General features: G+C 67.5%; 20 protein-coding genes. 9 read left to right on the forward strand and 11 right to left on the reverse strand.

What is annotated here, in order from left to right; genetic code table 11:
- The first annotated feature begins 121 nt into the window (after positions 1-121).
- On the forward strand, positions 122-808 hold the full coding sequence (locus A1D30_RS13510; protein ID WP_063461233.1) for a DUF4336 domain-containing protein: 687 nt from the start codon (positions 122-124) through the stop codon (positions 806-808).
- A gap of 48 nt (positions 809-856) precedes the next feature.
- Here the strand turns inward: A1D30_RS13510 and A1D30_RS13515 are convergent, their stop codons facing one another.
- A complete protein-coding gene (locus A1D30_RS13515; RefSeq protein WP_063461234.1) occupies positions 857-1,717 on the reverse strand; it encodes an IclR family transcriptional regulator in 861 nt (286 codons plus the stop codon).
- A gap of 321 nt (positions 1,718-2,038) precedes the next feature.
- Here A1D30_RS13515 and A1D30_RS13520 point away from each other — a divergent pair, with 321 nt between their 5' ends.
- The 8 genes from A1D30_RS13520 (at position 2,039) to A1D30_RS13555 (ending at position 10,031) form a co-directional block, all read left to right on the forward strand.
- Entirely contained in the window at positions 2,039-3,127 is a 1,089-nt protein-coding gene (locus A1D30_RS13520; protein WP_063461235.1) for an ABC transporter ATP-binding protein, read from the forward strand.
- Positions 3,124-4,023, forward strand: a complete 900-nt coding sequence (locus tag A1D30_RS13525) for an ABC transporter permease (protein WP_063461236.1) — start codon at positions 3,124-3,126, stop codon at positions 4,021-4,023. The genes A1D30_RS13520 and A1D30_RS13525 overlap by 4 nt, the downstream gene beginning before the upstream one ends.
- A gap of 5 nt (positions 4,024-4,028) precedes the next feature.
- On the forward strand, positions 4,029-4,823 hold the full coding sequence (locus A1D30_RS13530; RefSeq protein ID WP_063461237.1) for an ABC transporter permease: 795 nt from the start codon (positions 4,029-4,031) through the stop codon (positions 4,821-4,823).
- A gap of 14 nt (positions 4,824-4,837) precedes the next feature.
- On the forward strand, positions 4,838-5,164 hold the full coding sequence (locus A1D30_RS13535; protein ID WP_242421882.1) for a (2Fe-2S)-binding protein: 327 nt from the start codon (positions 4,838-4,840) through the stop codon (positions 5,162-5,164).
- Positions 5,161-6,567 (forward strand): NAD(P)/FAD-dependent oxidoreductase, encoded by a 1,407-nt coding sequence (locus A1D30_RS13540; RefSeq protein ID WP_063461239.1) that lies wholly within the window; start codon positions 5,161-5,163, stop codon positions 6,565-6,567. Before A1D30_RS13535 ends, A1D30_RS13540 begins: the two co-directional genes overlap by 4 nt.
- Positions 6,564-7,736: an FAD-dependent oxidoreductase gene (locus A1D30_RS13545; RefSeq protein WP_063461240.1), complete on the forward strand. Its 1,173-nt coding sequence runs from the start codon at positions 6,564-6,566 to the stop codon at positions 7,734-7,736. Before A1D30_RS13540 ends, A1D30_RS13545 begins: the two co-directional genes overlap by 4 nt.
- Before the next feature lie 47 nt (positions 7,737-7,783).
- On the forward strand, positions 7,784-8,860 hold the full coding sequence (locus A1D30_RS13550; protein ID WP_063461241.1) for an ABC transporter substrate-binding protein: 1,077 nt from the start codon (positions 7,784-7,786) through the stop codon (positions 8,858-8,860).
- 172 nt (positions 8,861-9,032) lie between these two features.
- On the forward strand, positions 9,033-10,031 hold the full coding sequence (locus tag A1D30_RS13555) for a cytochrome c (RefSeq protein ID WP_063461242.1): 999 nt from the start codon (positions 9,033-9,035) through the stop codon (positions 10,029-10,031).
- A gap of 63 nt (positions 10,032-10,094) precedes the next feature.
- On the opposite strand, the gene A1D30_RS13560 is transcribed toward A1D30_RS13555, so the two are convergent.
- From A1D30_RS13560 to A1D30_RS13605, 10 genes are all read right to left on the reverse strand, one after another.
- The gene (locus A1D30_RS13560; protein ID WP_242421883.1) at positions 10,095-10,853 is read right to left on the reverse strand and encodes a plastocyanin; all 759 of its coding nucleotides are present in this window, start codon (positions 10,851-10,853) and stop codon (positions 10,095-10,097) included.
- Between the two features lie 6 nt (positions 10,854-10,859).
- Positions 10,860-11,330, reverse strand: coding sequence for a group 1 truncated hemoglobin (locus tag A1D30_RS13565; RefSeq protein ID WP_063461244.1), 471 nt, complete (start codon positions 11,328-11,330; stop codon positions 10,860-10,862).
- A 14-nt stretch (positions 11,331-11,344) separates the two neighbouring features.
- Positions 11,345-12,283, reverse strand: a complete 939-nt coding sequence (locus A1D30_RS13570) for a DUF3034 family protein (protein ID WP_063461393.1) — start codon at positions 12,281-12,283, stop codon at positions 11,345-11,347.
- A 129-nt stretch (positions 12,284-12,412) separates the two neighbouring features.
- Positions 12,413-13,216 (reverse strand): anti-sigma factor, encoded by an 804-nt coding sequence (locus A1D30_RS13575; protein WP_063461245.1) that lies wholly within the window; start codon positions 13,214-13,216, stop codon positions 12,413-12,415.
- A 10-nt stretch (positions 13,217-13,226) separates the two neighbouring features.
- Positions 13,227-13,802 carry a sigma-70 family RNA polymerase sigma factor gene (locus A1D30_RS13580; RefSeq protein WP_063461246.1) on the reverse strand — a complete coding sequence of 192 codons (576 nt, stop codon included), beginning with the start codon at positions 13,800-13,802 and terminating at the stop codon, positions 13,227-13,229.
- A gap of 149 nt (positions 13,803-13,951) precedes the next feature.
- Positions 13,952-15,124, reverse strand: a complete 1,173-nt coding sequence (locus tag A1D30_RS13585) for an alpha-hydroxy acid oxidase (RefSeq protein ID WP_063461247.1) — start codon at positions 15,122-15,124, stop codon at positions 13,952-13,954.
- A 219-nt stretch (positions 15,125-15,343) separates the two neighbouring features.
- On the reverse strand, positions 15,344-17,626 hold the full coding sequence (locus A1D30_RS13590; protein WP_063461248.1) for a diguanylate cyclase: 2,283 nt from the start codon (positions 17,624-17,626) through the stop codon (positions 15,344-15,346).
- An 84-nt stretch (positions 17,627-17,710) separates the two neighbouring features.
- Positions 17,711-20,047 carry a penicillin-binding protein 1C gene (gene pbpC / locus A1D30_RS13595; protein WP_063461394.1) on the reverse strand — a complete coding sequence of 779 codons (2,337 nt, stop codon included), beginning with the start codon at positions 20,045-20,047 and terminating at the stop codon, positions 17,711-17,713.
- Positions 20,048-20,069: 22 nt separating this feature from the next.
- Positions 20,070-20,426, reverse strand: coding sequence for a hypothetical protein (locus tag A1D30_RS13600; RefSeq protein WP_131798461.1), 357 nt, complete (start codon positions 20,424-20,426; stop codon positions 20,070-20,072).
- Positions 20,419-20,787 (reverse strand): hypothetical protein, encoded by a 369-nt coding sequence (locus A1D30_RS13605; RefSeq protein ID WP_063461250.1) that lies wholly within the window; start codon positions 20,785-20,787, stop codon positions 20,419-20,421. The genes A1D30_RS13600 and A1D30_RS13605 overlap by 8 nt, the downstream gene beginning before the upstream one ends.
- Between the last annotated feature and the right edge of the window lie 36 nt (positions 20,788-20,823).

Consider the following 20,823-nt stretch of genomic DNA (forward strand, 5'->3'; position numbering starts at 1 on the left):
CGCCCGATTGCCAAGCCGGACGGTCCTCAATGAGCAATTGAAGCACTACCGCACTAAAAATGACCACTCATGTCGAATTCGTTCAAGACCCCACCAATGCGCCCGGGCACCATCCCGCGCCATGCAACTTGAACCCCTCGACTCCCACCTCTGGCACGCCACCCACGCCTTCAAGGCCAACGGCCTTCCCATCACCACGCGCATGACGGTGGTGCGCCTGCCAGGGCGCAAGCTTTTGATTCACTCGCCCATTCCGATGCCGCCCGGCAGCGCGTTGCTGCGCCAGGTGCAAGACCTCGGCAGCGTGGCCTATATCGTGGCGCCGAACAAGATGCACCACCTGTTTCTGGCGCCCTGCGCGGCAGCCTTTCCGGGCGCAGTGGTTTACGGCCCGCGAGGGCTGGCGCAAAAGCGGCCGGACCTGGCCGCCACCTTGCGTGTGCTGCCTGCAGGCGACCTGCCCGAGTGGCTGCCGGAGCTGGAGCACTTTGCCTTCGAGGGCATTCCGGCGGGCAACGAGTCGGTGTGGTTTCACCGGCCGTCGGCCACGCTCGTCGTGACGGACCTGCTGCAGTGGATGGCGGGTGATCTGCCCTGGCCCACGCGGGCCTATGCCACGCTGACGGGGGTGCGAAGCAAGCTAGCTGTACCGCTCACGGTGCGTGCGCTGGTGCGCGACCGGGCTGCAGCGGCCCGCAGTGCGGAGCGTTTGTTGCGCTGGCCCTTCACGCGGGTGGTGGTGGCGCACAACTGCGTCATTGATACCGATGCGCATGCCCAGGTGGCGCGGGCGCTGGCCGTGATCTGACTGACAGGCAGCGGGATGGTGGCCGGGCTTGTGCCCCGGGCCTCCCCATCAAGCCGCTGGGTTGGCGCCACCGGAAGGCACCAGCAGTTGTTCAGACGGCTGCCCCGCCAGGCTTTGCGCGGGGCGGCGCAGCGTGGCATCGAAGGGGTGAATGCGCGGGCCAATGGCGGCGGCCTCGCGCTTGAGCAGCTCCACCACCGTGGGCAGGCGGTCTTCGTTGAGGCGGGCGGAGATGGTGCCCACGCTCAGCGCGGCCACGGCGCGGCCTTCGCGGTCGAGCACGGGCACGCCCACGCCGGCCATGCCTTCGAGCAGGCCGGTGTTGCGCGCGGCGTAGCCGGTCTGGCGCACGCGCTCGATCTCGGTGCGCAGGTAGACCTCGTCGTACACGCCGTACTCGCGCACGCGCGAGAGGTTGAAGCGGATCACTTCTTCGCGCTCGGCCTCGGGCAAAAAGGCCAGGATGGACAAGGCCCCCTGCCCCACCCCCAGCGCCACGCGGCCGCCGATGTCGCCGGTAAACGAGCGGATGGGAAACGGCCCTTCGCTGCGGTCCAGGCAGATCGCGTCGAACCCGCTGCGCACCAAAAGGAAGATGCTGTCGCCCAGGCTGGCGCTCAGGCGCAGCAGCGCGGGCCGGCAGATGCTGCGCAGGTCACCGGGGTTGCCCGCCTTGGCCGCGAGAGCAAAGAACTCGGTGGACAGGCGGTAGAGCTTGCTGCGTTCGTCCTGCTCGACCATGCCCTCGGCGACCAGCGATTGCAGCAAACGGTGCGTGGTGCCCTGCGTCAGCCCAATGGCACGCGCCAATTGGGTGACTCGGCCGCCCTCGGCCTGCACAGCCACCAGGGCGCGGATGAGGGCAAAGACCCGGGGTACGCCGCCCGTGCCTGCGGATGCTGCTTCCATGCGTCACTCCTGCGGAATAGATGGCTTGTATTCTAATCTTAATATTCCATTAAACGGAATAAATTGAAGAAAAATTCTGATTAATGGAATACCCGATTCAACCTGGTTCGCATATTGCAATAGAGTGAATCAACAAAGCCGGTCATGTTCTATTTCAGGCAAGCAGGCGCACCACAGCGGTGCACCCGGCGCCACGCACTGGAACACAAGGCGCCCGGCGTTCCGATAGCCCGCAGTGGCCCGCGCTTCTTTGCAGAAAACGGGCGGCTGGCCCCGCAAGAACAGATCGATAGACAAACAGGCAGAAAGAAAGGCCCACGCATGTCCTTCCTCCAGCTCACGGATGTGACCAAGTTCTATGGCAGCACCTGCGCGGTGCAGTCCATGAACCTTTCGGTGGAAAAAGGCGAGTTCGTCTCGCTGCTCGGCCCCTCGGGCTGCGGCAAGACCACCACCTTGCAGATGGTGGCGGGCTTCGAGGCGGTGACCAGCGGCCGCATCGAGCTGGCCGGGCGCGACATCACACACGCCAAGGCCAACACACGCGGGCTGGGCATCGTGTTCCAGAGCTACGCGCTCTTCCCGCACATGACGGTGGCCGACAACGTGAGCTTTGGCCTGGAGATGCGCAAGGTGCCCAAGGCCGAGCGCAAAGACCGCGTCGCCCAGGCCCTGGGCCTGGTGCACCTGGAGAAACATGCAGGCCGCTACCCGCGCGAGCTGTCGGGCGGGCAGCGCCAGCGCGTGGCCCTGGCGCGTGCGCTAGTCATCGAGCCGCCCGTGCTGCTGCTGGACGAACCCCTCTCCAACCTCGATGCCAAGCTGCGCGAAGAGATGCAATTCGAGCTGCGCCAGATCCAGCGCAAGGTGGGCACCACCACGGTGATGGTGACCCACGACCAGAGCGAAGCCATGTCCATCAGCGACCGCGTGGTGGTGATGGAGGCAGGCCGCGCCACGCAGATCGACCACCCGCATCGCGTGTACGAACACCCGCGCACGCGCTTCATCTCCACCTTTGTGGGCAAGGCCAACCTGGTGCCGGGCCAGGTGACCACGGCCAGCGCCACCCACACGCATGTGGGCGCGGGGCCCATTGAAGTGCGCGTGGAAGGTGCGCAGTTCCGCCCCGGTGCGGCCGTGCTGCTGAGCGTGCGCCCCGAGAAGCTGCAACTGGTGCCCACAGTGCAAGGCCGCATCGACGGTGAGGTGTGCGAGCGCTTCTTCCTGGGCAGCCAGTGGCTGTACCGCGTGGGCACGGGCATGGGCGACCTGATGGTGCTGGCCCCCAACGATGGCCGCGGCGCACTCGAAGAAGGCGAGCGCACGGGCCTGGACTGGCCCGACCACTGCATGCGCCTGCTACCCGCCGATGAAGCCGCCCTGGCCGACACCGAGGCCACGCCATGACAAGCGCCACGACAACAACGACGGCAGCAACGCCCCACCCGCTGCTGGGCAAAAAGGCCTTGCCCTGGTGGCTGTCCGGCCCGGCGCTGCTGCTGTTCACGGTACTGCTGCTGGTGCCGCTGGGCCTCACGGCCGTGCTCTCGTTCAACGCCTTCGACCCGGCCACGGGCGTGAAAGCGGGCGAGTTCACGCTGGAGCACTACGGCCATGTGTTTGCCGATGCGTACTACCACGCGATCTTCTGGCGCACGTTCTGGATTGCGGGCCTGGTCACGCTGATCTGCGTGCTGATTGGCGCACCCGAGGCCTATGTGCTCAGCCGCATGCGCAACCCGTGGCGCTCCATCTTGCTGCTGGTGGTGCTGGCCCCGCTGCTGGTGTCGGTGGTGGTGCGCGCCTTTGGCTGGAGCATGTTGCTGGGCCCCGAGGGACTGGTGAACGCGGCCTTCGGCCTGGTGGGCATCGGCCCCGTGAAGATGCTCTACACCGAGATTGCGGTGGTGATTGCACTGGTGCATGTGATGCTGCCCTTCATGGTGATCCCCGTGTGGACCTCGCTGCAGAAGCTGGACCCGGGCGTGGAGAACGCAGCCCTGTCGCTGCAGGCCACGCCCTTCACCACGCTGCGGCGCATCGTGCTGCCGCAGGTGCTGCCCGGCATTCTGTCGGGCAGCCTCATCGTGTTCGGCCTGGCAGCCAGCTCATTCGCCATCCCCGGCTTGCTGGGCGGGCGGCGCCTGAAGATGGTGGCCACGGTGGTGTACGACGAATACCTGCACGAGCTGAACTGGCCACTGGGCGCTGCGATTGCGCTGACCCTGTTGGTGGCCAACCTCGTGGTCATGCTGAGCTACAACCGCCTGGTTGAAGGCCGGTACAAAAAGTCTTTGGGATAACCAAGATGCAAAAGAACGGCCCCATCGCCCTCGCGTTCAACGCGCTGGTCATCACCTTCATGCTCGCCCCCTTGCTGGTGGTGTGCATCGTGGCCTTCACGCCGCACAACACGCTGACGCTGCCCACCACCGAGTTCTCGCTGCGCTGGTTCAAGGCAGTGTTCGAGCATTCAGACTTTGTGCAGTCGTTCTGGAACAGCCTGTGGCTCGCGCTGGCATCGGCCACGCTGGCCACGGCGCTGGCCGTGCCTGCAGGCATCGCCATCACACGCTACGACTTTCCGGGGCGCGGCTTCCTGAACGGCTTGTTTTTATCGCCACTCATCATTCCGCATCTGGTGCTGGGTGTGGCCCTGCTGCGGCTGTTCGCGCTGATTGGGGGCACGGGCAGCTTTGGCTGGCTGGTGGTGGCGCATGCACTCATCGTCACGCCCTACACGCTGCGCCTGGTGGTGGCGGCGCTGGTGGGGTTTGACCGCAGTGCCGAGCATGCCGCCCTGTCGCTGGGTGCCAGCCAGGCCACGGTGTTCACACGCATCACGCTGCCGATGATCCTGCCGGGCGTCACAGGCGGGTGGATGCTGGCCTTCATCAACAGCTTTGACGAAGTGACCATGTCGATCTTTGTCACCTCGCCCAGCACGGTGACGCTGCCGGTGCGCATGTACATGTACGCCACCGAGTCCATCGACCCGCTGATGGCAGCCGTGTCGGCGCTGATGGTGGCGGTCACGGCCTTTGCCATGGTGCTGCTGGACCGCGTGTACGGGCTCGACCGTGTGCTGGTGGGACGGAAATGATGCCGCTTGAAACCATGAGTTCCAGCCAACCCTTGCTGCGCCGCGTGGCCGAAAAAGGCCGTGCGCCCGTGCACTTCACCATCGACGGCCAACCTGCCACCGCCCTGCAGGGCGACACGGTGCTGACCGCCATCCTCACCCAGCGCGCGCAACTGCGCCGCAATGAATTCAGCCACGAGCCCCGCGCAGGCTTCTGTTTGATGGGGGCCTGCCAAGACTGCTGGGTGCTGACCGACAGCGGCGAACGCCTGCGTGCCTGCAGCACCTTCATCACACCGGGTGTGGCGCTGCGCACCGAGCCTGTGGATGCGGCGGCTTTTGCCAGCGGGGGCCCGGCATGACAGCAGCCCCCGCCTTGCAACCCGTGATCGTGGGCGCGGGCCCCGCTGGCATTCGCGCCGCGCAAACGCTGGCCGCCCACGGGGTGCGCCCTGTGCTGATCGACGAAGCCGCGCGTGGTGGTGGGCAGATCTACCGCCGCCCGCCCGCACATTTCACACGCGCCGCAGCCACGCTGTATGGCACCGAGGCCACACGCGCCACGGCGTTGCACGCGGCGCTCGAAACGCTGCACGACCAGATCGACTACCAACCCGACAGCCTGGTGTGGAACGCTCAAGGCAGCCTGCTGGACGTTCTGCACGGCCCCACGCAGACAACCCGCTCAGTGCCCTACAGCCAGCTCATCGTGGCCAGCGGCGCCACCGACCGGGTGCTGCCCATCACGGGCTGGACGCTGCCGGGCGTGTACACACTGGGCGGCGCGCAGGTGGCACTCAAGTTCCAGGGCTGCGCCATTGGCAGCCGTGTGGTGCTGATGGGCACGGGCCCGCTGCTGTATCTGGTGGCCTACCAATATGCGAAGGCCGGTGCCACTGTGGCCGCCGTGCTGGACACCGCGCGGCTTTCCGACCAGCTGGCTGCCGTGCCCGCCATGCTCACGCAGCCTGCGGTGTTTGCCAAGGGCATCTACTACGTGGCCTGGCTGCGCGCGCGCGGCATCCCCATCCACAGCGGCATCCGCCCCGTGCGCGTATTGGGCGACCAGCGCGTGGCAGGCGTGGTGTGGGCCGATGGCGCCGGGCGCGAGCACACGCTGGCCTGCGACGCCGTGGGCTTGGGCTACGCACTGCGCTCCGAGACCCAGCTGGCCGACCTGCTGGGCTGCCGCTTTGCCTGGGCCCCCCTGCACCGTGCCCACCTGCCCGAGCGGGATGCCCAAGGCCGCAGCAGCGTGCCGGGCGTGTACCTGGCGGGCGACGGCGCGGGCATCATGGGTGCCGACGCGGCGGAGTGGGCGGGCGAGCTGGCGGCGCTGGCGCTGCTGCAGGACCACGGTGTGGCCGTAGACACCGCGCGCATGCAAACGCTGCAAGGCCAGCTCGGCCATCTGATGAAGTTTCGCCAAGGGCTGGAACGCGCATTCCCCTTCCCCACCGACTGGGCAGCACACGCACCCGATGCACTGGTGGTGTGCCGCTGCGAGAACATCACGGCGGGCGATTTGCGCGCCTGCGTGCGCGACACCGGCGCCGACGAGATGAACCGGCTCAAAGCCCTCACCCGCGTGGGCATGGGCCGCTGCCAGGGCCGCAGCTGCGGCGTGGCCGCCGCCGAGATCCTGGCCCAGGCCACCGGCAAGCCTGTGGAGCTGGTAGGCCGCCTGCGCGGGCAGGCGCCCATCAAGCCGATACCGATCCACCTGCAGACGCGGCCCTCAGCCGATGCGGGAGCCGCCGCATGAGCAGCACCACACGCATTGTCAAAACCGACGTCGCCATCGTGGGCGGCGGTATCGTGGGCGCATCGGCCGCATTGGCCCTGCGCCGCAAGGGCGTGGACGTGGTGCTGCTGGAGCGCGACCTGTGTGGCTCACGCTCCAGCGGCGTCAACTACGGCGGTGTGCGGCGCCAGGGCCGCCCGTTGAGCCAGCTGCCGCTGGCGCAGCGCGCCCACCAGATCTGGGCGCGGCTGCCCGAGCTGATTGGCACCGATGGCGAATACCAGCGCACCGGGCACTTCAAGATCGCGCGCAGCGAGGCGGACTTGGCCTCGCTGGAGCACTACGCCGACCTGAGCCGCGACTTTGACCTGGGGATCGCGCTGATCTCCGGCGAGCGCCTGCGTACGCAGTGCCCGTGGCTGGGCGGCAAGGCCGTGGGCGGGTCGCTGTGCGCGGACGACGGACAAGCCAACCCGCGCCTGGTGTCGCCCGCCTTTGCGCTCGCCGCCCAACGCGCGGGCGCACAGATCTTTGAGCGCTCCCCCCTCACGCACATCGAACACAGTGGCCAGCAGTTCACGCTGCAATCGGGCGCCGCGCTGCAGGTGCAGGCGCCCGTGGTACTCAACTGCGCGGGCGCCTGGGCCGGTGCCCTGGCGGCGCAATTTAGCGAAGCCGTGCCGCTGCGCTCCGGCCACCCGGCCATGATGGTCACCGAGCCCCTGCCCTACTTCATGCAATGGAGCCTGGGCGTCGAAGGCGGTGGCATCTACTGCCGCCAGGTGGCGCGCGGCAACCTGGTGCTGGGCGGCGGCTCGGGCTTCTGGCTCGATGCCGACCGTGCGCGTTCGGAGCGCGGCGCGATTGCATCGCTCACGCAGCAGGCCATCGAACTGCTGCCCGCACTGAAGCACGCGCATTTCATCCGCACCTGGAGCGGCACCGAGGGCTACCTGCCCGACCGCCAGCCCGTGCTGTGCCAAAGCCGCACCACGCCGGGCCTGGTCCACGGCTTTGGTTTTGCGGGCGCGGGTTTCCAGATTGGCCCCGCCGTGGGCGAGGTGCTGGCCGAACTGGCGCGCGACGGGCAGACCAGCACGCCCATCGACGCGTTTTCTCTCGCACGTTTTGACGAACCGCCCGCGCCCATCGCTGGCGCCACCCCCACAACCCCAGTGCAGGCCCACTGAGCCCGCCGATCTTTCATCCCCCCTGACCCACCCGAAAGGCAATCACCATGAACTTCGCTTTCCGCTCGAACGTTGTTTCCCTGCGCCGTGGCCTGCTGGCCGCAGCGGCTGCTGCCACGGCCCTGGCCGCCAGCGGCGGCGCAGTGGCACAAACCAAGACGCTGTACATCGGCATGAACGGCGGCACCATGGAGAAGGCGTACACGCAGTACGTGTTCCCGGCGTTTGAAAAGCTGCACGGCGTGAAGGTAGTGGTGGTGCCCGGCACGTCTTCGGACATCCTGGCCAAGGCCCAGGCCAACAAGGACAAGCCGCAGATGCACGTGATGTTTCTGGACGACGGCATCATGGTGCGCGCCATGGGCATGGGCCTGTGCGAAAAGCAAAAGCCCAACCCGCACCTGGCCGACATTTACCCTGCAGCCCGCTTCAAGGACGACCTGGCCAGCGGCGTGAGCCTGGGCATGACGGGCATCGCCTACAACACCAAGATGTTTGCGGAAAAGGGCTGGGCTGCGCCCACCTCGTGGATGGACTTTGCCGACCCCAAGTACAAGGGCAAGGTGGTGTTCCAGTCCATGCCGTCGTCGTCGTTCGGGCTGCATGGCTTCTTGATGTTCAACCGCATCCAGGGCGGCAACGACAAGAACGTGGAGCCGGGCTTCAACAACTGGGCCAAGACGATTGGCCCCAATGTGCTGGAGTACATCCCCAGCTCGGCCAAGATTTCGGAGATGGTGCAGACGGGTGAAGCCGCGCTGTTCCCGCTCACGCCCACGGCCGTGGCTGCGCTCAAATCCAAGGGCATCCCGGTGGAATATGCACAGCCCAAGGAAGGCTCGGTGGTGCTGATGACCGGCCAGTGCGTGATTGCCAAGAACAGCGAACCCGAGCTGGCACAAAAGCTTGCCGAGTTTTTGCTGAGCCCGCTGGCCCAGGCCAACGTGCTGCAGTTTGGCGCGCAGATCCCCACCAACCCCAAGGCACCCGCCGTGGGCGAAGGTGCTGCCCAGGTCGCCCAGATCAGTCAGTGGATGAAAAATGCCGTGACGCTGGATTGGGACAGCGTGAACGCCAACCGCCCGGCCTGGAACACGCGCTGGAACAAGACCGTCGAGCGCTGAGATGGGTGTGAGCAGGCAACGCTTGCTCACACCAACGGGCCGTTTGTGACAAATGTCACCGGCCCCGCCCCGCCCTGCGGCCTGGGGGTGTGCCAAACCGCTTCTTCGAATTCAGAATCCGCCGCCTGAACACGGCAATTGGGTCGTTGGATCGAAGAAGAGGGATACCACCATGAAACGCTGGATCAAATGGACTGCAGGCGGCGCGATGCTGCTGGGCGTGATCGTGGCCGCCACCGCCGCCAGCGGCCTGTACCTGGCCGAGCAGCGGCGCAACCGCTACATCGACATCAAGCCCCGCCCCGTGGCCTACACCACCGATGCGCAGACCATTGAGCGTGGCCGCTACCTGTATGCGTCGCGCGGCTGCACCGACTGCCATGGCGCCCAGGGCACGGGTCGCGAGTTTGTGAACGATGGCAAGGGCACGCGCATCGCCGGGCCTAACATCACCTCGGCAGGTGTGGTGGGCCGCTACCAGCCCGAGGACTGGAACAGCGTGATCCGCCACGGCGTCAAGCCCAATGGCCGCCCCGTGATGGTGATGCCCAGCGAAGACTACAACCGCTTCACCAACGACGACCTCAACGCCCTCGTGTCGTACGTGCGCCAGCTGCCGCCCCAGGAGAGCACGCAGCAGGCGGTGCTCGATCTGCCCCGCCCTGCCTGGGTGCTGTATGGCCTGGGCGTGATTCCGGACGCTGCCGCGCGCATCGACCACCAGCTGGCGCCCTCGCGCCCCGTGCCTGCGGGCGTGACGCTGGCCAACGGCCAGTACGTGGCCAACATGTGCATCGGCTGCCACGGCGCAGACCTGTCGGGCGGCAAGATCCCGGGCGGCCCGCCCGACTGGCCTGCGGCCTCCGACATCCGCCCCGGCTCCCACAGCGCCGACAGCGCCCTGGCGCGCTACCCCAACGCCGCCAGCTTTGTGGCCATGCTGCGCACGGGCAAGCGGCCCGATGGCACGCCCATCCAGGTGATGCCTTTCGAGTCGCTGGGCCAGCTCAGCGATGTGGATGCACAGGCGCTGTACCTGTACCTGAATGCCCCGGTGGGCAGCGTGAAGCAGGAGGTGGGCAATGCCAACCCCCTGCCCCCGGCCCAGGGCACCAAGAGCAGCGCCAACACCGTGACCTCGGGCCCGGGCGGGCTCAAGCTGCCGGGCTGAACCACAAGCAAAACAGCTGCCCGCTGACCCGCCACCCGGTGGACCACCCGCCGTGGTGGTGGGTCAGCTCCCGCGGTAGTGGGCGTGGGTGCCCTGTGCAGGCGCCTGGCTGTAAGCGCCCATGGGCCCACCTGGGGTGTTGCTGGGTGTGGCCGGAGGGGCGCGGCGCACGCGGGGCACGACGCTGAGCTGCACGGTGTCGAGCACCGGGCCAGGCACCACGTTCAGGGCCTTGCGCGGCAAGTCCACGAGCTGTTCGGCATGCCACACGCGCACCTGGGCGGCGCCGTCGGGCACGGAGGGGAAGCGCGCAATCCCGTCGTTGTCGGTCTTGAGCGACCAGGCCGAGTCGGTCACAAACACATGGCCGCGCATGGAGCCGTGCAGGTGGCAGCCCAGCAGCACCACGCCGGGCGCGTCCAGCTTCACGTCGGCAAAGTTGGCGGGCTTGCCGTCGGTCTTGCCCGCCAGGCGCAATTCGAAATTGGTACTGGCCGCCGCCGCACCGGGCGCGGCGGCCGGTGCCACACCGGTGGGATTGCCGCGCACATGGTGGTCCCAGCGGTCCTGGTTGGTGAAGCGCACCGTGGTGCCTGCCGAGACCACTGTCACCGCAGGCACAAACCGCATTTTTTCCTGCTCGATGGTGGGGCTGGCCTGGAGCAGATTGGGCGGCGTACCCGCTGCGTTGCCGGGGTAGATCACCACCACGGCGTCGGGCACGGGCTTGCCTTCGCGGTCCAGCACCTGGATCTGGACATTTCCGGCGCTAGCGCCTGTCCACAAAGCGCTGATAGCTATCAAAACAAGAGTATTTCTCATGGTGGTTCAACGAATGGTGATCACGTCCCGGTGCATGGGCGCCAGCAGGGCCAGCAAGCGGTTTTGCTGGGCGAAGGGTATGCCCTGGGCATCCATGGCGCTTTGCAGCACCTCGACCAGGGCGTTGAAGTGGCCCTTGTTGATGTCCATGTCGGCATGGGCCGATTTCATGTCAGCGCCTTCATATTTGCAAGGGCCGCCGCTCAGCTGGCAGATCTGGTCGGTCAGGCTCTCCTTGAGGGCGGCGGGTTTGACGTCCTTGAAGTGGCCGCCAATGCGGGGATCTTTGACCACACGGTTCACAAAGTCGTCCATCAGGCGGGTGATGCCGGGTTTCTCGCCCAGCGCCTGGTACAGGCCCGCAGGGGCCGTGGCCATGGCGGCGGTGCCCTGGGCAAATGCTGGCGGGGCCAGCACCCCCCCCACAGCGATGGCGGTGGCGATGGCAAGGGCGATGAGGGTTTTGGGGTGCGTCATGACAATCTCCTCACTCAAAATGCGACTTGGGCCGACAGGTAGTACCCGGTCTGGCGGCGGTTGTTGGTGATGCCGGGCACGATGCGGCCCAGGTCCACATAAGCCAGCGTGAGCGACAGGTTCTTGCTGGGCGCCCAGGCCACAAAGATGTCCTTCCAGTCGTCCTCGCGCAGCGCAGCGCCCAGGCCTGCGGCGGCGCCCAACGCCTGCAGGTTGTTGGGCTTGAAGCGGTATTCGGCGCCCACGGCCAGGTGCTTGTTGATGAGGTAGGCCACCGAGAACTCGGGCTGCAGGCTGCGGCTGTTCTTGCCAGGGGCTGCCGAGCCAAAGCCCAGCAGGCCGTTCTGGTTGGCGTTGGTGTAGCGCAGCGTGCCGTTGACGAGCACGCTCTGCGCCAGCAGCAGCTTGGTCGCACTCACATACACATCGGTACCGCTGGTTTTGGTGCCCAGAAAATCCAGCACCGAGCCGATAGAACCCGGGTGCACCCGCTTGTGCTCCAGCCCCACCGCAATCTGCGGCATCCAGCTGTCGCTGTTGAGCACGGCGTCGCCCGCCACCCTGAGCTTGACACCCACCACATCCATCTTGATGTGCTGGCCCGGCGTCACGCCAAACGGTGCAATGCCGTTGAGCGCGATGGCGGGCGAGGCATCAAAGTCCTGCCGCGCCAGCGACAGCTCCAGGCGGTCGTACAGGCCCAGTGCCACGCCATAGCCGGTCAGGCCGTAGTCCTGCGTGGCGGCGCGGGTGGCATGGGCGCTGACGCCCACCTCGCCTTCGGTGGCGTTGCTGCCGATCACGGCCCAGGGGGTCAGCCCGCCTCCGGCCGATCCGGCGATGGTGCTGACGCCGCCGGTGAGCAGCAGCTTGCCGGTATCGGCCTGGGCCAGGCCACTGACCAGGGTCAGCGCGGCGGCAGCCAGGAGGGGAAATGGGGGCCTGTGGGTCATCATGGTCTCCGGTGAATAAATGGGGGGGTGTAAGAAGTTGTTGCAACCTACATACGACCACCGATGCCAACCGGATTCACGAATCCCGAAAATTTCTGGCGGGGTGGCGCTAACCCGCGAGCCCAGCGGTCACAACATCCGCTGAATCAGCTCGCCCTTGAACAGCACCGGCCCGGTGGGCCCCGTCTCGCTGGGCACGCCGCCCTTGGGCTCCAGGCTGATGGCCAGCGCAGGCACCTGGCGCACATCGGCCTCGCCCGCCACCAGCGTCAGCAGTTTGTCCTGCCCCAGCACACCCAGCGAACGCGGGCCCCCCGCAGGCGGCAGCGCCCACAGCTGCAGGGATTTGTCCGCCCCCTCCTGGAAACCGCCCACGCGCTGCAGCACCAGCTGGTTGTTTTTGGGGTCGAAGGTGACCAGCATCGATGCGGCCGCCTTGTCGTCGGCCAGCACGGCCACGTACTGGATCTGGGGCGTGGCCTGCAGTTGCTGCTGCAGGGCCGCAATCTGCGCGCCCGTGGTGGCGCGCAGGCCGCCGTTGACCTGCACCCCCACCACCACCGCCGCCAGGGTGGCGATGGCACCGGCAGCGGCGGCACCGCGCCACACCAGCAGGTTGCGCCACCAGCCGCCGGGGGCCGGGGCGGATGCGTGTGCGGGGGCGGCCTGCCGGGCGGCCAGCATGGCCTGCTCCAGCTGGCCTGCCCGCACCAGGTTGTCAATGCGCGTCCACACGGCGGGCGACGGCGCCACCTGCGGCTGCAGCTCGGTCAGGCCCGACCAGCGGGTCTGCCACACCAGGGCGGCGGCGCGCACGGTAGCGTGCTCACGGGCCAGGGTTTCAAAGCGGCGGCGGGCGCCACCGCGCAGCGTGCCCAGTGCGTAGCTGGCGGCCAGGCGGTCCAGCAGATCAGGGTGTTGGGTGATGTTCATGGCGACGACCTCAGGCATAGCGCGCCATGCAGGCACGCAGTTGCTCCAGCCCCCGGCGAATCCAGGTCTTGACGGTGCCCAGCGGCAGCTTGAGCTGCTCGGCCAGCTCGCCGTGGCTCTGGTCGCGCAGGTAGGCCAGGCTCACCACCTCGCGCTGTTTGCTCTCCAGCTTGCCCAGGCAGTGGTGCAAGGCAAAGGCCTGCTCGCTGGCGTCGGCGGCGTCCATGGGGTTGGGCGAGTCGCCTTCCAGCGTCTGCGCCATGTCATCGTCCAGCTCGTTCATGAGATCGGCCCGGTCGGAAGTGCGCTTGCGCAGGGCATCCAGCGCCCGGCTGCGCACGATGAGCCCCATCCAGGCCATGGGCGGGCTCAGCGACGCGCGGTAGCTGCCCGCGCTGCGCCAGATGGTCAAGAACGCCTCCTGCAGCACGTCCTCGGCCGCATCGCGGTTGCGCACGACGCGCAAGGCCAGGCCAAAAAGCTGCGACGCCGTGCGGTCGTACAGGCTTTTCAGCGCGGAATCGTCCTGCGCGGCAATGCGGTCAAGGAGGTCCATCAGTTCAGTGTCTGGGTGGCGGGTGCTCATGCGCCCATTGTGTGGGATCGGTCTGGATTCGCGGATTGGGGACATCGTCTGTGGGTGAATACGCCACAACCGGCCCACCGGATTCAGTGGCGGCCCCAGAAAAAGAAAAAGGCCGCAAAGCGGCCTTCGGGGAACAGGTTCTGCCTAACTTACACCGGGTAGGTACCCGGCAGCAGGATGGAGCGGTCCACCGTGTTGATGTTGGTGTGCCCACAAAACGCCATGGTGATGTCCAGCTCTTTCTGGATGATCTGCAGCGCGCGGGTCACGCCTGCCTCGCCATACGCCCCCAAGCCGTACAGGAAGCTGCGCCCGATCAGCGTGCCCTGCGCGCCCAGCGCACGGGCCTTGAGCACGTCCTGCCCGCTGCGAATGCCGCCGTCCATCCACACCTCGATGCCACCGCCCATCTGGGCCACCGCGTCGGCAATGCCGGGCAGCGCGGCGATGGAAGATGGCGCGCCATCCAGCTGGCGGCCGCCGTGGTTGCTGACGATGAGCGCATCGGCCCCGCTGTTGACGGCCAGGCGCGCGTCTTCGGCGTCCATGATGCCTTTGAGGATCAGCTTGCCGCCCCAGCGCTTCTTGATCCACTCCACATCGCCCCAGTTGAGCTGTGGGTCAAACTGCTCGGCCGTCCACGACGACAGCGACGACAAATCACCCACGCCCTTGGCATGGCCCACGATGTTGCCGAAGCTGCGGCGCTTCGTGCCCAGCATGCCCAGGCACCAGCGCGGCTTGGTGGCCAGGTTGATGAGGTTGGCGATGGTGGGCTTGGGCGGGGCCGAGAGGCCGTTCTTGATGTCCTTGTGGCGCTGGCCCAGGATCTGCAAATCCAGCGTGAGCTGCAGCGCCGAGCAGTTGGCGGCCTTGGCGCGGTCGATCAGGCGCTCGATGAAATCGCGGTCGCGCATCACATACACCTGGAACCAGAAGGGGTGGCGGCCCGTGTGCTCGGCAATGTCCTCGATGGAGCAGATGCTCATGGTCGAGAGCGTGAACGGGATGCCGAACGCCTTGGCCGCCTTGGCGCCCAGGATCTCGCCGTCGGCATGCTGCATGCCGGTGAGGCCGGTGGGCGCAATGGCCACGGGCATGGCCACGTCCTGGCCGACCATGGTGGTGCGGGTGCTGCGGCCTTCCATGTTCACCGCCACGCGCTGGCGCAGCTTGATGCGCTGGAAGTCGCTTTCGTTGGCGCGGTAGGTGCCCTCGGTGTACGAGCCTGAATCGGCGTAGTCATAGAACATGCGCGGCACGCGGCGCTGGGCGATGGCACGCAGGTCTTCGATGCAGGTGATTTTGGACAGGTCAGGCACGCAGGCTCTCCAGGATGGGGAATGCGCCAGATGGTAGGGGCAGGCGCCAGGGGCAGCCATCAAAATTATTTCGGGGGGCTGCAACAAATTTTCAGCGCAGCCTCTGTGCGCGGCGCGGGGGGCGCGGCTGCATTTGAAGCAAAAAGTGCCTTCCCCGCACGATGGTATTAGGCTGATAGCTACCAATTGAGTAGCAAATCACCCACGCTCAGCCGACACTCACCCTTCGATGCTCGCCACCGCATCGGGCAGCACCACCTCGGGCTCCGCATCCGGGCCCCGGTAGAGCATGAAGCGCATGCGGCCACCGCGCTTGGCGGCGTACATGGCGCTGTCGGCGTGGCGCGAGAGCGCGTCGAAGGTGTCGCCATGCTGCGGGAACAGCGCAATGCCGCCGCTGAGCCCCACGCGCATGGGCTCGCCCGCCAGCTCGAAGGGCGCGTCGCACGAGGCGAGGATCTTGCGCGCCACGGCCCGCGCAGGCTCGGCGCCCTCCAGGCCCGGCAACAGCACCACAAACTCGTCGCCGCCCTGGCGGCACACGGTGTCGGACGCACGCACGGCGGCCTTCAGGCGCTGGGCAAACTGCACCAGCAGCACATCGCCCACATCGTGGCCCAGGCGGTCGTTGACCTCCTTGAAGCCATCCAGGTCCAGGTACATGACGGCCAGCGACTTGCCGTCGCGCCGTGCCTGGGCAATGGCCAGCTGGGCGCGGTCGTGCAGCAGCACGCGGTTGGGCAGGTCGGTGAGTGCGTCGTACTGCGCCAGGTGCGCCATGCGCTCGGCCATGGCCACGGCTTCGGTCACATCGCGCAGCACGGCCACCGCGCCCTTCACGGCGCCATGGCGGTCGGTGATGGGGCTGGCGGTCTCCTCCACCTGAAAGCGCTGGCCGCTGCCCCGGTGCACCACCACGCCCCGCACGGCCTCCATCATGGCCGCTTGCTGGATGGCTGTGCGCAACGGGCTGGGCAGCAGGGCGTCGTTGTCGGGGCTGCGCAGGCACACGACCTCGTCCACGTTGTGGCCTGCGGCGTCAAAGGCCTGCCAGCCGGTCAGGCGCTCGGCTGCCGGGTTGAGGTAGGTCACCGAGCCCTTTGCGTCCGAGCAGACCACGGCATCGCCAATCGACTGCAGCGTGAGGCGCACGCGTTCTTTCTCGTCAAACAGCTCGTCCTCCATGCGCTTGCGCTCGGAGATGTCGGTGGCCTGCACAAAAATGCCGCGCACGGCGCCCGCTTCGGTGTCGGGCACGTACGAGACGATGATGTGGCGCGACACGCCATGCACGTCGAGCAGGGTGTTCTCGAACAGCTGTGGCTCGCCCTGCAGCGCGCGCTCCAGAAACGGTTTGTTCACCGCAAAACGCTCGGGGCCCACCAGCTCGCTGAAGTGCATGCCCCGCAGCCGCTCAGGCTGGATGCCGAACCACTCGAAATGCGCCTTGTTGGCAAAGCGGTTGAGCAGGTGCGCGTCCCAGTAGCCGATCATGGACGGCAAGTTGTTGAGGATGGTGCGCACATCGTGCTCGGCCTCGCTGAGCCGGGCGGCCACCTGCTGGCGCAGGGTCAGCTCGCGCACGAACAGCAGCGCCAGCCCCAGGCAGGCGGCCATCAGCAGCAACGCAAAACCGCCCAGCCACAAGGAGCTGCGGTACCACTTGCTCAGGATGGTGTCGGTGGCCTGGGCCACGTTGATGATCAGCGGGAACTCGCCCACCTGCCGGAAGGAATACAGGCGCTCGACACCATCGAGCGCCGCCGTGCCCACAAAGGAGCCGTTGCCCTCCTTCTGAAAGCGCAGCATGTTGGGCGACCCGGCAATCGTCTTGCCCACGTCCATGTCGCCATAAGGGAAGCGCGAGATCACCACTCCGTCACTGCGGAACAGGTTCACGCCGCTGCTGGGGCCCATGTCCAGCGCGCCGAAGAGTTCGTTGAAGTAGCTCAGGCGCACGGCCCCCACCACCACGCCCGCAAAGCTGCCGTCGGCATGGAAGTACGCGCGCGACAGGGGCAGGATGTTGAGCCCCGTGATGCGCGACGGCACGGGTTTGCCGATGTACAGGCCCTGGTGCCCGTCCTTCTGGAAGGCCAGGAAGTAGTCCCGGTCCGCAAAGTTGACTTTGCGCGGTGTGAGCGAGCCTGAATCCAGGATGACGTTGCCCTGGGCATCGAGCACCAGCACGTCCCCCGTGCCCCGGGCGCGCAGAGAGTTGTCGAACACCGCGCGCGCGCGCAGCTCGGGGGCCAGGTCCCACACCTCGGGGCGGCTTACCTCGCGGGCCACGCCCTCCAGGGATTTGTCAAACGACTCCAGCACCCAGCCCAGGCCCTGCTCCAGGGTCTGCACCAGGTTGGCATTGGTCTGCGCGGCGTAGTTCCACTCGTCCTGGCGAATGGTCCAGATCGAGCGTGCGAACAGCACACCGATCCCCAGGGAGACCAACACAGCAAGCCAGATCAGGCGATGCGAAAAGAACTGGCGCAAAAGGGGCATAGAAATAATTTGTAACCATTTTAGGCGACCCGTGGAGGGACGCTGAATGGGGAATTCACACCGTATTCCTCGGATTAGAGCGCGTCAATGCGCGGCAGCCCTGATCGGGGGCGCCACCGAACCCGCCGCCACGCCCCCCCCGCGCACCTCGATGCGGATCTCGTCCAGCACCTGCCCCTGGGCGTTGGTGATCTGCACCACATGCCGCCCCGGCCAGGGCAGCCAGGCCACACGCGGGCCCCGGCCCAGCGGCTTGCCGTCCATGCGCCAGAGCAGCCCGTCGCCCGTGGCCGTGAACTGCAGGCGCTGGCGCGCGGGCGGGATGTCCGGGTCCAGCGCAATGATGGTGCCGGGTGCGGGCGCGGTGATGCGGGCGGGGCCGGAAGGCGCGTCTACCACCTGAGTAGGCGATTTTTTGAAGCTTTTTTGGCCTTCTGCGCGCAATGGATATGCCTTTTCAGCTATTGAATCAATAGCAAACAAGGCCTGCTGCGTGCCTTGCAGAAACCATTCGCTGCGCGCGGCCTCCAGCGGGGGGCGGGGGTCGGGCGCCGCACCCGGCTGGCCACCGGCCACGGGCCCGGGGCCAAACCGCACCCCGGCCTGCAGCAGGCCCGCCGGGGCCTTGGGCGCGCGGCTGGGCTCGCGGGCGTGCAAAAAGCCCATCACTGCCGCCCAGATGGGCGCCGCGCCGCTGGTGCCGCTCACGTCGTGCATGGCCGCGCCGCTGGCGTTGCCCACCCACACGCCCACGGTGTAGCGCTCCGACCAGCCCACGGCCCAGTTGTCGCGCATGTCCTTGCTGGTGCCGGTTTTCACGGCCGTCCAAAAGCGGGTGGCCAGCACGCTGTCGGTGCCGAAGGTGCGCGCGCGTGCATTGCCGTCCGAGAGGATGTCGCCCACGATGAAGGCCGCGCGCGGGTCCAGGGCCGCCGTGAAAGCGGGCGCCCGGCCCTGGACCGGCGCTGCCAGCGCCACCGGGCTGAGCCGCCCGCCGTTGGCCAGCGTGCGGAACGCGTTGGTCAGGTGCAGCAGCGGCACCTCGGGGCTGCCCAGCGCGAGGCTGTAGCCAAAGTAGTCGCCGCTTTCGCGCAGCGGCAGGCCCACGGCGCCCAGCTGGCGGTGGAACGCATCGGGTGTGACCATGACCAGTGTGCGCACCGCTGGCACGTTGAGCGACGCGGCCAGCGCGGTGCGCACCGACACCCAGCCCTTGAACTGCCGGTCGTAGTTCTGCGGGATGTAGAGCCCGCCCGCCGTGGCGATGTGCGCGGGCGAGTCATCCACCAGCGACGCGGCCGTGAGGCGCCGCTGTTCAATAGCCTGCCCATACAGAAAAGGCTTGAGCGTGGAGCCCGGCTGGCGCAGCGCCAGCACGCCGTCCACCTCGCTCGCCTGGCTGAGCTGGCCCGACGAGCCCACCCAGGCCAGCACCGCACCCGTGGCGTTGTCGAGCACCAGCACCGCGCCGTCTTCCACATTGCGGCCGCGCAGCTCGCGCAGGTGCTGCTGCAGGGTCTGCACGGCAAACCGCTGCAGGGGTGCGCGCAGCGTGCTCTGCACACGCTCGGGCACCGCAGCGTCCTTGCCAAAACGCTGGCGCAGCAGGTGGCGCGCAAAGTGCGGGGCCACGCCCTCGCTCGCGTCAAACGCGCGGCGCTGCAGCGCGGCGGTGGTGAACAGGTCGAGCGCGTCGCAGTCGATGCGGGCACCACCATCACCACCACCTCGCTGCATGTCGCGCAGCACCCCGCAGGCGCGCTGCGCCACCAGCGCGGGCCGCGCATTGGGCGCGCGCACCAGGGCGGCGGCCACGGCGGCCTCGCGGTCGTCCAGCCCATGCGCGGCCTTGCCAAACAGCGTGCGGCTCAGCGCATCAATGCCCACCAGTTCGCTGCGAAACGGCACGAGGTTGAGGTAGGCCTCCAGGATCTGGTCCTTGCGCCAGCGCCGGTCCAGCACCTGGGCGGCCACCGTCTGCCCCAGCTTTTGCACCACGGTGCGCCCGCCGGGGCCCTGGCGCCAATCGCCATCGAGCAAACCCGCCAGCTGCATGGTGATGGTGCTGGCGCCGCGTGTGCGCTGGTTCCACAGGTTGCCCCAGGCGGCGGCCGATGCGGCGCGCCAGTCCACACCGCTGTGTTCAAAAAAGCGCTTGTCCTCGCTCAGCACCAGCGCCTGGCGCAGCGCGGGCGAGATGTCGGCCAGCGGCACCCACTGGCCGCGCCGCACCGTGGGGTCGGTGCGCAGGCGCTGCAGCACCTCGCCTTCGCGCGAGAGCAGCACGGTGTCGGAAGGCTTGAAATCAGCACGCACCTCATCAAAAGTGGGGATTGCGCGCGCTGGACTTGCCGTGATAGCTACAAAAAATATAGCAACCAACAGTTGCACACCCAGGGCATGCCGCAGCCGCGAGCACATGCAGCGCACAGCACGCACCGACTCAGCGGCCATCGCGGCCTCTGCGAATTCGCGCCCAGGCCACCGCCCCAGCGGCGCCCAGCAGCGGCGCGAGCACCAGCCAGGCCATGATCTCGGCCGCGTGGGACTGGCGGGGCAGATCCAGCACCCGCCCCCAGGCCACCATCACCCCGGCTGCACAGCCCAGCACTGCCCACCAGCGGGCCCCGCGCAGCGGGGGCACCCACCACGCCAGCAGCAAGCACACCGCCACTACAGCAACCTGGGCGTAGGCCATGGCCAGCACCTCCTGCCCGTGGGCGTGCGCGGCCAGCGGGGCACCCGCCAGCACCGCGCACCACGCGGGGCGCAAGAAGAGGGATGGCCGCCGTTCAATCATCGGGATGCTCCCGGTCAAACCGGGTTTCGGCCTCGCTCAGGTGGCGCAGCAGCACATGCGACATCAGGTTGACGCCGATGCCGCCAAACACCACGGGCAGCACGTACAGTGCAATGGACAGCTCGGAGATGAACACCGCGTCGTCCGCCAGCGACGGCGTGGTCTTGGCCAGGGACGCGAGCGACTGCAGCAGGTACACATCCACCCCCGCAATCAGCACCAACGCCACGCCAAAACCCAGCACCGCCATGCGCGAGATGGAGCGAGTGGCCAGCAGCAGCGCGTAGATGCCCGCTGGCAGCACCAGCGAAAACACCACCAGCAGCCAGAACCGCAGCTCGACAAAAACACTGAGGCTCATGGCGGGCTGCAAGCAGACGGGCTCATCACGGAAGAA

The organism is Acidovorax sp. GW101-3H11 (assembly GCF_001633105.1).
Classification (GTDB): Bacteria; Pseudomonadota; Gammaproteobacteria; order Burkholderiales; family Burkholderiaceae_C; genus Acidovorax.